General features: G+C 65.4%; 12 protein-coding genes. All 12 read left to right on the top strand.

Going from position 1 to position 14,951, the window contains the following annotated elements:
* The first annotated feature begins 52 nt into the window (after window positions 1-52).
* The 12 genes from cheA (at window position 53) to flhA (ending at window position 14,846) form a co-directional block, all read left to right on the top strand.
* Entirely contained in the window at window positions 53-2,419 is a 2,367-nt protein-coding gene (gene cheA / locus BGI01S_RS16965; protein ID WP_042327133.1) for a chemotaxis protein CheA, read from the top strand.
* A gap of 87 nt (window positions 2,420-2,506) precedes the next feature.
* The gene (locus BGI01S_RS16960) at window positions 2,507-3,043 is read left to right on the top strand and encodes a chemotaxis protein CheW (protein ID WP_042327132.1); all 537 of its coding nucleotides are present in this window, start codon (window positions 2,507-2,509) and stop codon (window positions 3,041-3,043) included.
* A gap of 61 nt (window positions 3,044-3,104) precedes the next feature.
* Window positions 3,105-4,997 carry a methyl-accepting chemotaxis protein gene (locus BGI01S_RS16955; protein ID WP_042327131.1) on the top strand — a complete coding sequence of 631 codons (1,893 nt, stop codon included), beginning with the start codon at window positions 3,105-3,107 and terminating at the stop codon, window positions 4,995-4,997.
* Window positions 4,998-5,210: 213 nt separating this feature from the next.
* Complete coding sequence (locus tag BGI01S_RS16950) at window positions 5,211-6,185, top strand: CheR family methyltransferase (RefSeq protein WP_042327130.1); 975 nt, start codon at window positions 5,211-5,213, stop codon at window positions 6,183-6,185.
* Window positions 6,182-6,895 (top strand): chemoreceptor glutamine deamidase CheD, encoded by a 714-nt coding sequence (cheD, locus tag BGI01S_RS16945; protein ID WP_042327129.1) that lies wholly within the window; start codon window positions 6,182-6,184, stop codon window positions 6,893-6,895. The genes BGI01S_RS16950 and cheD overlap by 4 nt, the downstream gene beginning before the upstream one ends.
* A 5-nt stretch (window positions 6,896-6,900) precedes the next feature.
* Window positions 6,901-7,998: a protein-glutamate methylesterase/protein-glutamine glutaminase gene (locus BGI01S_RS16940; protein WP_042327363.1), complete on the top strand. Its 1,098-nt coding sequence runs from the start codon at window positions 6,901-6,903 to the stop codon at window positions 7,996-7,998.
* A gap of 62 nt (window positions 7,999-8,060) precedes the next feature.
* Entirely contained in the window at window positions 8,061-8,456 is a 396-nt protein-coding gene (gene cheY / locus BGI01S_RS16935; protein ID WP_042327128.1) for a chemotaxis response regulator CheY, read from the top strand.
* A 1-nt stretch (window position 8,457) separates the two neighbouring features.
* Window positions 8,458-9,168: a protein phosphatase CheZ gene (gene cheZ / locus BGI01S_RS16930; RefSeq protein ID WP_042327127.1), complete on the top strand. Its 711-nt coding sequence runs from the start codon at window positions 8,458-8,460 to the stop codon at window positions 9,166-9,168.
* Between the two features lie 322 nt (window positions 9,169-9,490).
* Window positions 9,491-10,048: a DUF2844 domain-containing protein gene (locus BGI01S_RS16925; protein ID WP_042327126.1), complete on the top strand. Its 558-nt coding sequence runs from the start codon at window positions 9,491-9,493 to the stop codon at window positions 10,046-10,048.
* A gap of 14 nt (window positions 10,049-10,062) precedes the next feature.
* The gene (locus tag BGI01S_RS16920; protein WP_042327125.1) at window positions 10,063-11,352 is read left to right on the top strand and encodes a DUF3443 domain-containing protein; all 1,290 of its coding nucleotides are present in this window, start codon (window positions 10,063-10,065) and stop codon (window positions 11,350-11,352) included.
* Between the two features lie 183 nt (window positions 11,353-11,535).
* Window positions 11,536-12,747, top strand: coding sequence for a flagellar biosynthesis protein FlhB (gene flhB, locus BGI01S_RS16915; RefSeq protein ID WP_042327124.1), 1,212 nt, complete (start codon window positions 11,536-11,538; stop codon window positions 12,745-12,747).
* Entirely contained in the window at window positions 12,744-14,846 is a 2,103-nt protein-coding gene (flhA, locus tag BGI01S_RS16910; RefSeq protein WP_042327123.1) for a flagellar biosynthesis protein FlhA, read from the top strand. Before flhB ends, flhA begins: the two co-directional genes overlap by 4 nt.
* Window positions 14,847-14,951 lie beyond the last annotated feature (105 nt).

The following is a 14,951-nucleotide window of genomic DNA, read 5'->3' as shown; positions in this document are numbered from 1 at the left end:
GCGGCGGCACGGCAGCCTAAGTCCAGACAGGAACTCTCGCGGTGACCCAGGCATGACACTCGACATCACTCAGTTCTATCAGACCTTCTTCGACGAAGCGGACGAACTGCTCGCGCAGATGGAGCAGTTGCTGCTCAATCTGGATATCGCTCATCCGGACCCCGAAGACCTCGCGGCGATTTTCCGCGCGGCGCATTCAATCAAGGGCGGCGCGGCGACCTTCGGCTTCACCGCGCTGACGGAGACGACCCACATTCTCGAATCGCTGCTCGATCGCGCGCGCAACAACGAACTCGTGCTGCGCAAGGACATGATCGACACGTTCCTCGAAACCAAGGACGTGCTGTCGGGCCAGCTCGCCGACTATCGCGCGAGCGCCGAGCCGGATGCGGCGGTGGCGCGCGCGATCTGCGCGAAGCTCGAACAGTTGCATGCGGAGAGCCGTTTCGGCGCCGCGCCGGTGGAGGCGGCTTCTGCCACGGCGCTTCAGGCCGCGGCGGCAGCGCCGGTTGCAGCGCAGGCAGTACACGCAACACAAGCAGCACAAGCAGCACAAGCAACAGAAGTGGCAGCACAACGCGGCACCCCGCCCGAGCACGTCGTCGAACAGGCGGTGCAGGCGGCGGGTGAATGGACTGACGGCGAACCGGCACAGACCGGACAAGCCGAGGGGGCGGACAACGTCGGCGGCAGCGCCGGAAACGCCGGTCCCCATCTGACAATTACGCTACGGGGCGTGGGTGAGAAGGACCAGGAACTGCTAGCCGAAGAGCTCGGCAACCTGGGCAACATCGTCGGGCAGGTCAAGACAGGCAGCGACTTAATGCTGTGGCTCGCGACCGATGTGCCGTCCGACGACATCATCGCCGTGTGCTGTTTCGTGATCGACGAAAGTCAGATCGTGATCGGCCGCGGCACCGCACCGGCGGACGACACGCAGCAAGGCGAACCTGGAACGCCCGACGCTGCCGACTCGACCCCGGTGCAAGCAGTACAGGCAACGCAAGCAACACAGGCAGCCTACGCGGCGGTTCAGGCGGAGCCGGCGGCAGCGCCGTCGGCGGGTGCGGCGACGCACGGTCTGTTCGACGCGCCGGTTGCGTCTTCGGCGGCAACGGCAACGGCACCTGCCGCGCTTCAACCCGCGGCAGCGCCCAACCAGGCAGCCCCCGTCGCGCCCGCCGACCACGACCGCAAAGCGGCGCGTCCGGCGGCTGCGGCAGCGGGCGCGGAAGGCAGCTCGATTCGCGTCGGCGTCGAGAAGGTCGATCAGCTGATCAACCTCGTCGGCGAACTGGTGATCACGCAGGCGATGCTCGCGGAAACCACCAGCACGTTCGACCCGGCGCTGCACGATCGCCTGTTCAACGGCATGGCGCAGCTCGAACGCAACGCACGCGATCTGCAGGAAGCGGTGATGTCGATCCGCATGATGCCGATGGATTATGTCTTCAGCCGCTTCCCGCGCCTCGTGCGCGATCTCGCGGCGAAGCTGGGCAAGGAGGTCGAACTCGTCACCTTCGGTCAGGCGACCGAACTCGACAAGAGCCTCATCGAACGGATCATCGATCCGTTGACGCACCTCGTGCGCAACAGTCTCGACCACGGCATCGAAACCGTGGAGGCGCGGCGCGCGGCGGGCAAGGATTCGACCGGGCAACTGGTGCTGTCGGCCGCGCATCACGGCGGCAATATCGTCATCGAGGTGAGCGACGACGGCGCCGGTCTGCGCCGCGACAAGATTCTCGCGAAGGCGGCCAAGCAGGGCATGCAGGTCAGCGAAACGATGACTGACGAGGAAGTCTGGAACCTGATCTTCCTGCCGGGCTTCTCGACGGCGGAGCAGGTCACGGACGTCTCCGGACGTGGCGTCGGCATGGACGTGGTCAAGCGCAACATCCAGTCGATGGGCGGTCACGTCGAAATCACGTCGCATGCCGGCAAGGGCAGCACCACGCGCATCGTGTTGCCGCTGACGCTGGCGATTCTCGACGGCATGTCGGTGAAGGTCGGCAACGAGATCTTCATTCTGCCGCTGAACTTCGTGATGGAGTCGCTGCAACCGCGTGCCGAAGACATTTATACGGTCGCCAACGGCGAGCGCGTGGTGCGCGTGCGTGGCGAATATCTGCCGCTCGTCGCGTTGCACGAAGTGTTCAACGTCGAGGACGCGAAGCAGGAGCCGACCCAAGGCATCGTCACCATCATGCAAACCGAAGGGCGCCGCTTTGCGATGCTGATCGACGAGCTAGTGGGCCAGCAGCAGGTGGTCGTGAAGAATCTCGAAACGAACTATCGCAAGGTGCACGGCATTTCCGCCGCGACCATTCTCGGCGACGGCAGTGTCGCGTTGATCGTGGACGTGGCGGCGCTGAACCGCGAGACACGCAACGCGCATGGCGCGATGAGCCTCGCATGATGGCCCTCACACACGCAAAGCGCGCGCAGCGCGCAGCATTCGCAACACTCATTCAACTCAATTCATCCCAACCGTTTGGGGGCTAACGTGGCAGAAGTCCAATCCATCAATTCGAACGGCGCGAACGCGAGCGGGACGAATGGCCGCCGCGACGCGCAGCAGGCGGACGCCGGCGGTCAGGAATTCCTCGTCTTCACGCTCGGCGCCGAAGAGTACGGCATCGACATTCTCAAGGTGCAGGAAATCCGCGGCTACGACAACGTCACGCGGATCGCCAATGCGCCGGAGTTCATCAAAGGCGTGATCAATCTGCGCGGCATCATCGTGCCGATCGTCGACATGCGCATCAAGTTCCACCTGGGCCGCGTCGAGTACGACCACCAGACGGTCGTGATCATTCTGAACGTCGCGCATCGCGTTGTCGGGATGGTGGTCGATGGCGTGTCGGACGTGCTGACGCTCGCCACCGATCAGATCATGCCGGCGCCGGAATTCGGCGCGACGCTGACGACCGAGTACCTCACGGGACTCGGCACCGTCGACGGCCGCATGCTGATCCTGATGGACATCGAGAAGCTGATGACCAGCCGCGAAATGGCGCTGATCGAAACGCTCGGCGTCTGAGCGGAACGCGGCGCGCACACAACGGCCAGGCGGGAACGAGAGACAGTAAGGGAGCGAGAAGATGCTGAACAGGTGGTCGATCCGCACGTCGCTGACGATGGTGGGGGTCCTTCTGGTTGCGCTGACCGTGGCGGTCGGCGCGCTTGGGCTAAGCGCGCTGAATCGCGCGAGCCAGTCGCTCGAGCGCATCGCGCACGGCGACCTGGTAGCGATTCACGCACTCGACGACGCCGGCTCGTACCTGTTGCGTTCGCGTCTCGCAGTGGACCGCTTCAACACGCTGTCGGCCGCGGGCAATGCGGACGAAGCGAAGAAAGCGATCGACCGCGCGCAGGAACTGCTCGCGAAGGGCAACCAGAGCTGGCAGACGTATCTCGATGCACCGAAGCCCGGCATCGATCAGGCCTTGCTCGACGACGTGCTCGCCAAGCGCACGACGGTGATGCGCGAGGGCGTCGAGCCCGAGTTCGCGGCGCTGAACGCGAACGACATGGCCGCCTATCACGCGATCGCCGATACGAAGATCAGCCCGATGTTCATTGCATACGACGCGGCGGCGGCAACGGTCGTCAAGGCGTTGCAGCAAAGCGTGACGGAGCAGCAGGCGAGCGCGCAGTCCAACGCATCCCTGATGATGACGCTGATCGTCTCGGTGACGGTGCTCGCATTGCTGCTCGTGGTAGGTATCCGCTTCGCGCTGCGCGGCCTGATCGTGCAACCGCTGAAGGACGCGACCGCGTGCTTCGAGCGGATCGCGTCGGGCGATCTGTCGGAAACGATCGAGGTATATAGCCGCAACGAAATCGGCCGCCTGTTCGACGGCATCAAGCGGATGCAGCAGAGTCTGTCGACGATGGTGAAAGCCGTCCACGGCAGCGCCGAATCGATCGACACCGGCGCGCGCGAAATCGCGATGGGCAACACCGATCTGTCGCAGCGTACCGAACAGCAGGCCGCGTCGTTGCAGGAGACCGCGTCGAGCATGGAGCAGTTGACCGGCACCGTGCGGCAGAACGCCGAGAACGCGCGCCAGGCGAGCCAGCTCGCCGTCAACGCGTCCGACATCGCCACGCGCGGCGGCGACGTGGTGAGCCAGGTCGTCACGACGATGCAGGACATCGCGACCAGTTCGAACAAGGTCGTCGACATCATCGGCGTGATCGAAGGCATTGCGTTTCAGACCAATATTCTCGCGCTGAACGCGGCGGTCGAAGCCGCGCGCGCCGGCGAACAGGGGCGCGGTTTCGCGGTCGTGGCCGGCGAAGTGCGCAGCCTCGCGCAGCGCAGCGCGAGCGCCGCGAAGGAAATCAAGGAACTGATCGGCGATTCGGTCGGCAAGGTGCAAAGCGGTTCGACGCTGGTCGGCCGCGCAGGCACCACGATGGACGAGATCGTGCAGGCGGTGCGCCGCGTGACCGACATCATGGGCGAAATCAGCGCGGCGTCCGAGGAGCAGTCGGGCGGCATCGAGCAGGTGAATCGCGCGGTCGTGCAGATGGACGAAGTCACGCAGCAGAATGCGGCGCTGGTCGAACAGGCTGCGGCAGCGGCGGCGTCGCTCGAAGATCAGACGCGTCAGTTGCAGGCGGTGGTGAACGGCTGGAAGGTGGCCGGCGGCGAGATGCGCGGCGCGGCGGCGGTTCGTCCGCAAGCGGCGGCGCGTGGGCAGTCGGTCAAGACCGCGCCGGCGTCGCCGACCCACGGTGGGGCACATCCGGCGGCAGGTACTTCAAGCATTGCCAACGCTGCAAATGCGGCAGGCTCGGGTAGCGCGGCATCGGCAACGACATCGGCGACGAAGCCGGCACCCGCTTCGTCGACCCACGACGCAGCCGCCCGCGCCGAACCCGCGCTCAGGCCGAAGACGACCCGCGCCGCAGCGGAATCCGCAGCACGTTCGGCTTTCGCCAGCCCGGCGACGGCCAGCGCCGACGCGGATTGGGAAACGTTCTAGGAAGTGGCAGAAAGACATGCAGTCATTCGGCATCTCGCTCGTTGACGGGCGAATCATCGAAACACGCTGGCTCGGCGTGTCGCGGACCGACTGCGTGTTGGCAAACCAGGCAGAACTCGCGGGCGGGCGCGACCCCGCGAACACCATCCGTTCTTCCCAGAGAGCCTCTTTGGGCGGCAAGCGGAGTGGCTCGTATCGCAGGCAGGATTTTTCATGATGGCAACGCGCGCACAGCAACGTCCCGCACGGACAGTTCCGGATCGGACAGACCCGGTCAGACCGAGCGAGCAGGGAAGGGACTTCGAATTCACGTCGGCGGATTTCGCTCGCATTCGCGAGTTGATTCATCGCAGCGCGGGCATTTCGTTGTCGGATCACAAGCGCGATATGGCGTACAGCCGCCTCGCCCGTCGCTTGCGGGCGCGCGGCCTCGACTCCTTCAGGGAGTATCTCGATCTGCTGGAAGCGGAGAACGATCCGGCCGAGTGGGAAGCGTTCACCAACGCGCTGACCACCAACCTCACGGCGTTCTTCCGCGAAGCGCATCACTTTCCGATTCTCGCGGACTTCGTGCCGCGTCGCGCGCAACCGGTGTCCGTGTGGTGCTCGGCGGCCTCGACCGGTGAAGAGCCGTATTCGATCGCGATGACGCTGATCGAAGCGCTCGGCGACAGCGGCGCGCGTCAGGCCTCGGTGCTCGCCACTGACATCGACACCCAGGTGCTCGCGAAAGCCGAAGCGGGGGTGTATCAATTCGACCAGGTGAAGCACCTGTCGCCCGAGCGGCTCAAGCGCTTCTTCCTGAAAGGCACCGGCGCGCATGCGGGGATGGTGAAGGTGCGCCCCGAAGTGCGCGCGCTGGTGCGCTTCGAACAGCTGAACCTGACCGACCGCGATTACCAGTTGCGCTCGCAGTTCGACGCGATCTTCTGTCGCAACGTGATGATCTATTTCGACAAGCCGACCCAGGCGCAGGTGCTCGCGCGCTTCGAGCCGCTGATGAAAGTGGGCGGCCTGCTGTTCGCCGGTCATTCGGAAAACTTCACGTATGTGACGCAGGCGTTCAAGCTGCGCGGCCAGACCGTCTACGAATTGACGCGCGACGCGGCCGGCACACGCACCGCATCGCGTGCAAATAGCGCAACAAGCGCAACGTCGCACCACACGACGAGCGGGGTGGCAGCATGAGCAGCGCCCTGCCGATCGCATCGAATCTGTACTACGACAACCACTTCCAACGCCCCGGCGTGAAGCTGTTGCCCAACGAGTTCTACACCACCAATGAGGACATGGTGCTCGTCACCGTGCTCGGCTCGTGCGTCGCGGCCTGCATCCAGGATCGCACGGCTGGCATCGGCGGGATGAATCACTTCATGCTGCCCGACGACGGCGCGGACGTCGCGCAAGCCGCATCGGATTCGATGCGCTATGGCGCGTACGCGATGGAAGTGCTGATCAACGAACTGATCAAGGCGGGCGGCCGGCGCGAGCGCTTCGAAGCGAAGGTGTTCGGCGGCGGCGCGGTGCTCGCCGGCATGACGACGATGAACATCGGCGACCGCAATTCGGAATTCGTGCGCCGCTATCTGGCGACCGAAAAAATCCGCATCGTCGCCGAAGATTTGCAGGGCTCGCATCCACGCAAGGTCGCCTTCATGCCGCGCACCGGCCAGGTGATGGTGAAGAAGCTGCGCGTGCAGCAGGAAGCGGGCGTCGCCGAGCGCGAACACGCGCTCGTGCGGCAGAGCGTCGAAGCGCGCGCCGAGCGGCTCGCGGCGGCGCGCAAGCGGGTCGAGCTGTTCTCGACGCCGGCCGCCGCGCGGCCGCGCATCGAGCTGTTCGGCGCGAGCCCGCGTCCGCTAAATTCAAACAACGCCAGAACCACAGAGGAGGCGTGAGCGCTGTGCAAAAGATCAAAGTACTGTGTGTCGACGATTCGGCGCTGATTCGCAGCCTGATGACCGAGATCATCAACAGCCAGCCGGACATGACGGTCGTCGCGACCGCGCCCGACCCGCTGGTCGCGCGCGAGCTTATCAAGCAGCACAACCCGGACGTGCTGACGCTCGACGTCGAAATGCCGCGCATGGACGGCCTCGACTTCCTGGAAAAGCTGATGCGTTTGCGGCCGATGCCGGTCGTGATGGTGTCGTCGCTGACCGAGCGCGGCAACGAAATCACGCTGCGCGCGCTCGAACTGGGCGCGGTCGATTTCGTCACCAAGCCGAAGGTCGGCATTCGCGACGGCATGCTCGACTACTCGGAAAAGCTCGCCGACAAGGTTCGCGCGGCGGCCCGCGCGCGCGTGCGTCAGGCCGCGCCCGCGCAGCACGCGGCGGCACATGCCGCGCAAGCCGCGCATGCGTCGGCTGGCGCCGCGCCGCTCTTCAATAATCCGCTGCTCAGTACCGAGAAGCTGATCATCGTCGGCGCGTCGACGGGCGGCACCGAAGCGATCCGCGAAGTGCTGGTGCCGTTGCCGCCGGATGCGCCCGCGGTGCTGATCGCACAACACATGCCGCCGGGGTTTACGAAATCTTTCGCGCAACGCCTCAATGGTTTGTGCCGGATTACCGTTAAAGAAGCAGAGCACGGCGAACGCGTGCTGCCGGGACATGCGTATATCGCGCCGGGCCACGCGCACCTGTTGCTCGCAAGGAGCGGCGCGAACTACATCGCGCATCTATCGGACGAACCGCCGGTCAACCGGCATCGTCCGTCGGTCGACGTGCTGTTCCGTTCGGCCGCGCAACACGCGGGCAAGAACGCGGTCGGCGTGATTCTGACGGGCATGGGACGCGACGGTGCGGCAGGTCTGCTGGAGATGAAGAAGGCGGGGGCGTACACCCTCGCACAGGACGAAGCGAGCTGCATCGTGTTCGGCATGCCGCGCGAAGCGATTGCGCTCGGCGCGGCCGACGAAATCGCAGCGCTGCCGGAAATGAGCCGGCGTGTGATGGCGCGTTTGTCGTCGATGGGTGATCGCGTTCAGCGGGTATGATGCGCGGCCGGATGGATTGAGGCGGTCAAGCGCCGCAACATGGAACAAGCAAAGGGAATGAAATGGATAAGGGAATGAAGATTCTGGTAGTTGACGACTTTCCGACGATGCGCCGGATCGTCCGCAACCTCCTCAAGGAACTCGGCTACTCGAACGTCGACGAAGCGGAAGACGGTCAGGCGGGTCTCGCGCGTTTGCGCGGGGGCACCTACGATTTCGTGATCTCCGACTGGAACATGCCGAACCTCGACGGTCTCGCGATGCTCAAGGCTATTCGCGCCGATGCGAGTCTCACGCATCTGCCGGTGCTGATGGTGACGGCCGAGTCGAAGAAGGAAAACATCATTGCGGCGGCGCAGGCCGGCGCGAGCGGTTATGTCGTCAAGCCGTTCACGGCGGCGACGCTCGACGAGAAGCTCAACAAGATTCTCGAGAAGATGGCGAAAGCCGGGAGCTGACGTGAATCTGCCGACCCATGCGCCTCACGCCGAAGCGGTCGGCGAGAGCGGCGACCACGCGTCCGACCGCATCCTCGCCCGCATTGGACAACTGACGCGCACGCTGCGCGACTCGATGCGCGAGCTCGGGCTCGACAAGCACGTCGAGCGCGCGGCGGAAGCCGTGCCCGATGCGCGCGATCGTCTGAAGTACATCGCGGACATGACCGAGCAGGCCGCCGAGCGCGTGCTGTCGGCGATCGACGTCGCCAAGCCGGTCCAGGAGCAGCTGCAGAAGGACGCGGGCGGACTCGACGCGCGCTGGGAGCAGTGGTACGCGGCGCCGATCGAACGCGAGGAAGTGCGCGCGCTGATGAACGACACGCGCACCTTCCTGCGTGGCGTGCCCGAGGCGACCGGCGCGACTAATGCGCAACTGATGGAGATCATGCTCGCGCAGGACTTCCAGGATCTGACCGGCCAGGTCATCAAGAAGATCACGGATGTCGTGTACCTGATCGAGCAGCAGTTGCTCGGCGTGCTGGTCGAGAACATCGCGCTGGAGCGGCGCGAGCAGTTCGCGGCGCAAGCGGCGGCACTGGTGGCCGAGGTGTCGCCGACCGGCAGCCCCGAACATCTGCTGAATGGTCCGCAGATCAATCCGGAAGGTAAGACGGATGTGATGCAGGACCAGTCGCAGGTCGACGATCTGCTTGCCAGCCTGGGCTTCTGACGCTTCGGACGCCGCGGGCGGCGAGCGGGTCGTCAGTGAATCGCGCGACCCCGCCCGGGCGCCCTTCGCGCGTCCCGCCAAATCATCATCACGCCTGGCAAGCCCGCGCCTCCCGCGCGCGCTTGCTGTCTCTGGACGCAAACCACAGGCATACTAGGAGCTCAAGCAGCGGCACGGCGCTCCGGTGGACATAGTCGCCGGCCGGTGGCTCGGTGAGGGACACCCCTCATGAATGCGACCGCGGCGGTGCCGTATGATCTGCCTACATGCAGCCGGTTCGCGCGCGGTGCGAACCGAGCCGCAGCTCGGGAGGAGCATCGCCATGTGGAGTCGTGTACGCCGCGCCGGGATCCTGACGGCGCTAGCCTTGCCCTGTTCGCTCTTTGCCGTGCAGTCCGCTCATGCCGGACTCGGCGGCGCCCCGATGACGCCGCCCACGGACGCCTCGGTCTCTTCCCGCGTCGTCCAGCCAGGCGGCGGCTCCGGCGCGGCCGCACAGGGCGTAATGCGTTCGGCATCGAGCGCCGCTTCCTCCGCGTCCAGTTCCACTTCGGCCTCCGCGTCCTACGACGTGCGTGAGACCACGTTCGGCAACGGCACCGTGGTCCGCGAATATCTCGCCGCCGACGGCACCGTGTTCGGTCTCGCATGGCGCGGTCCGCAAATGCCGGATCTGAACGATCTGCTCGGCAGCTATTTCCCGCAATACGTCGCGGGTGTGAAGACCGTGCGCGCGGCGCGCGGCGGCGCACGCGGTCCGGTCAGCGTCGACCAGAGCGGGCTCGTGGTGCGGTCCGGCGGCCACATGGGCGCGTTCAGCGGTCAGGCGTGGCTGCCGCCCGCGCTGCCCGCCGGCGTCAGCGGTTCCGACATCCAGTAATGGCGAGGACGACGATGCGAACCCTGCACATTGGTGTGAACCTCAAAGGCTGGCTACAGGCCGCCCTGGCCGTGACGTTGCTGGCGACGCTCGCCGCGTGCGGCGGCGGCGGAGATAGCGGCGGTAATTCGTCGACCACGCTGAACGGCGGTTCGCTGCCCCCCAGCCCGACCCAGCAGCCGATCGCTCCGAACGCGTCGAACACCGTGCCGATCACGGTCGGCCGGGGCGTGAGCGGCGTCATCAATATTCCGGCGGTCAGCGTGACGATTTGCGCGCCCGGTTCGACGACCAATTGCCAGACCATCGACAACATCCAGCTCGACACCGGTTCGTTCGGGTTGCGGGTGGTCGGCTCGACGCTGAACGCGTCGCTGCTCGGCGCGCTGCCGGTCAGCGCGGTGAGCGGCGGGCAACTCGCCGAGTGCGCGACCTTCGCCGACGGGTACACGTGGGGCACGGTGCGCACCGCGACCGTCACGATCGGCGGCGAAACCACGACGGCCGCGATCCCGTTGCAGATCATCGGCGACAAGGATGCGAGCACGGTGCCCTCGCGCGGTTGCGGCAACGGCTCGGCGGAAAGCACAGTCGGCGATCTCGGCGCCAACGGCATTCTGGGCGTCGGCACGGCGCCCGTCGATTGCGGCACGACCTGCTCCGATCCGAGCACCGCCGCGACCTACAGCAATTACTTCGCGTGCCCGGGCGGTACGTCCTGTACCCGCACCGCGGTGCCGATCGTGCAGCAGGTGGCCAATCCGGTGGCCAACTTCGCGGCCGACAACAACGGCGTGATCGTGCAGATGCCGCCGGTGCCCGATGCGGGCGCGCCGTCGGCAAACGGGACGCTGGTGTTCGGCATCGGCACGCAAGCGAACAATGCGCTGGCCGGCGCGCAGGTCTTCACGACCGACGCCTATGGCGACATGAACAACAGCGTCTTCAACGGCACGACCGTGCAGGCGTTCCTCGATTCGGGCTCGAACGGCTACTTCTTCACCGATAGCTCGCTTGCACAATGCGCCAACAATTTCTCCGGCTTCTACTGCCCGAGTTCCGCGCAGACCCGCTCGATCACGCTGGTCGGACTGAACAAGACGACCGCGAGCGCGAGCATCGGCATCGTCAGCGCGGCGACGCTGTTCGGCAACACCAGCAACTTCGCGTTCAACAACCTCGCCGGGCAGATCGGCGGCAGCACCAGCTTCGACCTCGGTCTGCCGTTCTTCTACGGCCGGCACGTGTACTACGGCATCGACAAAAGCGCGAGCGGCGGCCAGTCGCCTTACGTGGCCTTCTGACGCGCGCCGTCGTTCAAACCAAAGCCAGCCCGGACGCCCGCGCAAGACACGCGCGGACGTCCGCTTCATCCGTCGAAATACCCCCCTTTCTCCGCGCTTATCCGCTGATCGCTGCTTGCGTCGAGCGGGAATAATCGCTCTCACTGGAAAGAGGCGCCGTGCCTCGGCCGACTGGAGAGCTTTGTGGCAGAGGACAGCGACCTCGAAAAAACCGAATCAGCCACTCCCCGGCGCCTGCAGAAGGCGCGCGAGGAAGGGCAGATCGCGCGTTCGCGGGAGCTGTCGACGTTCGCCTTGCTGGCAGCGGGGTTCTACGGCGTGTGGGGGATGTCCGGCAGCATCGGCGAGCATTTGCAGAACATGCTGCGCGCGTCGCTCACGTTCGACCACGCCAGCAGTTTCGAAACCAGCCGCATGCTGATCGGCGCGGGGGCCGCGAGCCGCGAAGGCTTCTATGCGCTCATGCCGATTCTCGCCTTCACCGGCCTCGCCGCGTTGCTCGCGCCGATGGCGCTGGGCGGCTGGCAACTGTCGGCGAAGGGGCTCGAACCGAAGTTCAGCCGCCTCAATCCGATTGAAGGCTTCGGCCGGATGTTCTCGATCAACGGACCGATCCAGCTCGGCATGTCGCTCGTGAAGACGCTGGTGGTGGGGATCATCGGCGGCACGGCGATCTGGAATCGCCGTGAAGAAATTCTCGCACTCGCGACCCAGCCGTTGCACATCGCGCTCGCCAACTCCGTGCATCTGATCGCCGTGTGCTGCGGGATGACCGTAGCCGGCATGTTCGCGGTGGCCGCGCTCGACGTCCCGTATCAGCTCTGGCAGTTCCACAAGAAGCTGCGCATGTCGAAGGAAGAAGTGAAGCGCGAGCATCGCGAAAGCGAAGGCGACCCGCACATCAAGGGCAAGATTCGTCAGCAGCAGCGCGCGATTGCGCGTCGCCGGATGATGGCGCAGGTGCCGAAGGCCGACGTCGTGGTGACCAACCCGACGCACTTCGCGGTCGCGCTGCAATACGCCGACGGCGAGATGCGCGCGCCCAAGGTGGTCGCCAAGGGTGTGAACCTGGTCGCCGCGCGGATTCGCGAAATCGCCGCCGAAAACAACGTGCCGTTGCTCGAAGCGCCGCCGCTCGCGCGTGCGCTGTATCACAACGTCGATCTGAACCGAGAGATTCCGGGCCCGCTGTATGGCGCGGTGGCCGAGGTGCTCGCGTGGGTGTATCAGTTGCGGCGCTTCAAAACCGAAGGCGGCGCCGTGCCGGTCGCGCCGACCGGACTCGACGTGCCGGCGGACCTCGACAAAGGCGGTGTATCGGACGACGAAGCCGATCAGGAAGCCGCCGACACCTTAAACCCCGCTAACGACGACGCTTCAGGAGCCTCCGCATGAACGCTCGCGCCGGTTTCCTCGCCCGACGGCCGGAGGCCTTGAGCAGCACCAATTTGCGCGCCCTCGCCGGGCCGGTGCTGATCTGCATGATCCTCGGCATGATGATTCTGCCGTTGCCGCCGTTCCTGCTGGATCTGCTGTTCACGTTCAACATCGCGCTCTCGGTGATGGTGCTGCTCGTCAGCATGTACACGATGAAGCCGCTCGATTTCGCCGCGTTCCCGAGCGTGCTCCTGTTCTCGACGCTGCTGCGCCTGTCGCTGAACGTCGCGTCGACGCGCGTCGTGCTGCTCGAAGGCCACACCGGCCCGGACGCGGCCGGCCAGGTGATCGAGTCGTTCGGCCACTTCCTCGTGGGCGGCAACTTCGCGGTCGGTATCGTCGTCTTCATCATTTTGATGGTGATCAACTTCATGGTGATCACGAAGGGCGCCGGGCGGATCGCGGAAGTGTCCGCGCGCTTCACGCTCGACGCGATGCCCGGCAAGCAGATGGCAATCGACGCCGATCTGAACGCCGGTCTCATCAACGAAGAGCAGGCGAGAAAGCGCCGGTCGGAGGTCTCGCAGGAAGCCGAGTTCTACGGCTCGATGGACGGCGCGAGCAAGTTCGTGCGCGGCGATGCAATCGCCGGTCTGCTGATCATGGTGATCAACATCGTCGGCGGGCTGATCGTCGGGATGGTCCAGCACGACATGAGTTTCGCCGCGGCGGGCAAGAACTACACGCTGCTGACGATCGGCGACGGCCTCGTCGCGCAGATCCCGTCGCTGGTGATTTCGACGGCCGCCGGCGTGATCGTGTCGCGCGTCGCGACCAACGAAGACATCGGCACGCAGCTCACCGGCCAGCTGTTCACGAATCCGCGCGTGCTGATGATCACCGGCTGCATTCTCGTGCTGATGGGGATGATCCCGGGCATGCCGCACTTCGCGTTTCTGCTGCTGGGCGGCGGCCTGATCCAGCTCGGCCGCACGATGAAAAAGCGCGCCGAAGATCGCAAGACCAGCACGGCGCTCGTCGATGTCGCGCCGGCTGCGCTAGCCCCGGTCGAAAACTCCGAAGCAAGCTGGGACGACGTGACGATGATCGACACGCTCGGCCTCGAAGTCGGCTACCGGCTGATCCCGCTCGTCGACAAGAACTCGGACGGCGAACTGCTCAAGCGGATCAAGAGCATCCGCAAGAAGTTCGCGCAGGAAATCGGCTTTCTGCCGCCGGTCATCCATATTCGCGACAACCTCGAACTGCGGCCGAACGGTTATCGCATCGCGTTGAAGGGCGTCGAAGTGGGTGTCGGCGAAGCGTTTCCGGGGCAATGGCTGGCGATCAACCCCGGCCAGGTTTCCGCCGCGCTGCCGGGCACGCCGACGCAAGACCCGGCGTTCGGCCTGCCCGCCATCTGGATCGATACGAATCTGCGCGAACAGGCGCAGGTATATGGCTACACCGTGGTCGATTCGAGCACCGTGGTGGCGACGCACCTGAATCACCTGGTGGTGACGCACGCGTCGGAACTGCTCGGCCGCCGTGAAGTGCAGGCGCTGCTCGAACGGATGCAGAAGGACACGCCGTCGCTGGTCGACGATCTGGTGCCGAAGACGCTGCCGCTCACCACGCTGCAAAAGGTGCTGCAAAACCTGCTGGAAGAAGGCGTGCCGATCCGCGATCTGCGCACGATTCTCGAATCGCTGTCCGAACATGCATCGAAGATCGGCGACGCGCACGATCTCACCGCCGCCGTGCGCCTCGCGCTGGGTCGCGCGATCACGCAGCAGTGGTTCCCCGGCACCGGCGACATGCAGGTGATGGGCCTCGATTCGAATCTGGAGCGGGTGTTGTCGCAGGCGCTGTCGACGGGCGCGAATCCGGGACTCGAACCGGGGCTCGCGAATACGCTGCTCAACGAAACGCAGAAGGCGATGACGCGTCAGCAGAATCTCGGCTTTGCGCCGGTGTTGCTGGTGCAGCACGCGTTGCGGCCGATGCTCGCGCGCTTCCTGCGCCGCAGTCTGCCGCAGCTGAAGGTGCTCTCGTATGCGGAGGTGCCCGACACGCGCAATGTCAAAGTGGTGAATCTGATCGGCGCGCATGGCTAGCGCGCCGCGCGCAACCGGATAAGAACAAGCATAAATACGCAGTCTCTTTGCCGGCGCCTTCGGGCGCCGGTTTTCATTTCCGCGCCTTACCTGATGTGTTCGGGC

Source organism: Paraburkholderia ginsengisoli NBRC 100965, from assembly GCF_000739735.1.
Classification (GTDB): domain Bacteria; phylum Pseudomonadota; class Gammaproteobacteria; order Burkholderiales; family Burkholderiaceae; genus Paraburkholderia; species Paraburkholderia ginsengisoli.
The sequence above is the reverse complement of the archived record's forward strand: the minus strand, read 5'-3'. Positions and strand labels throughout refer to the sequence as shown.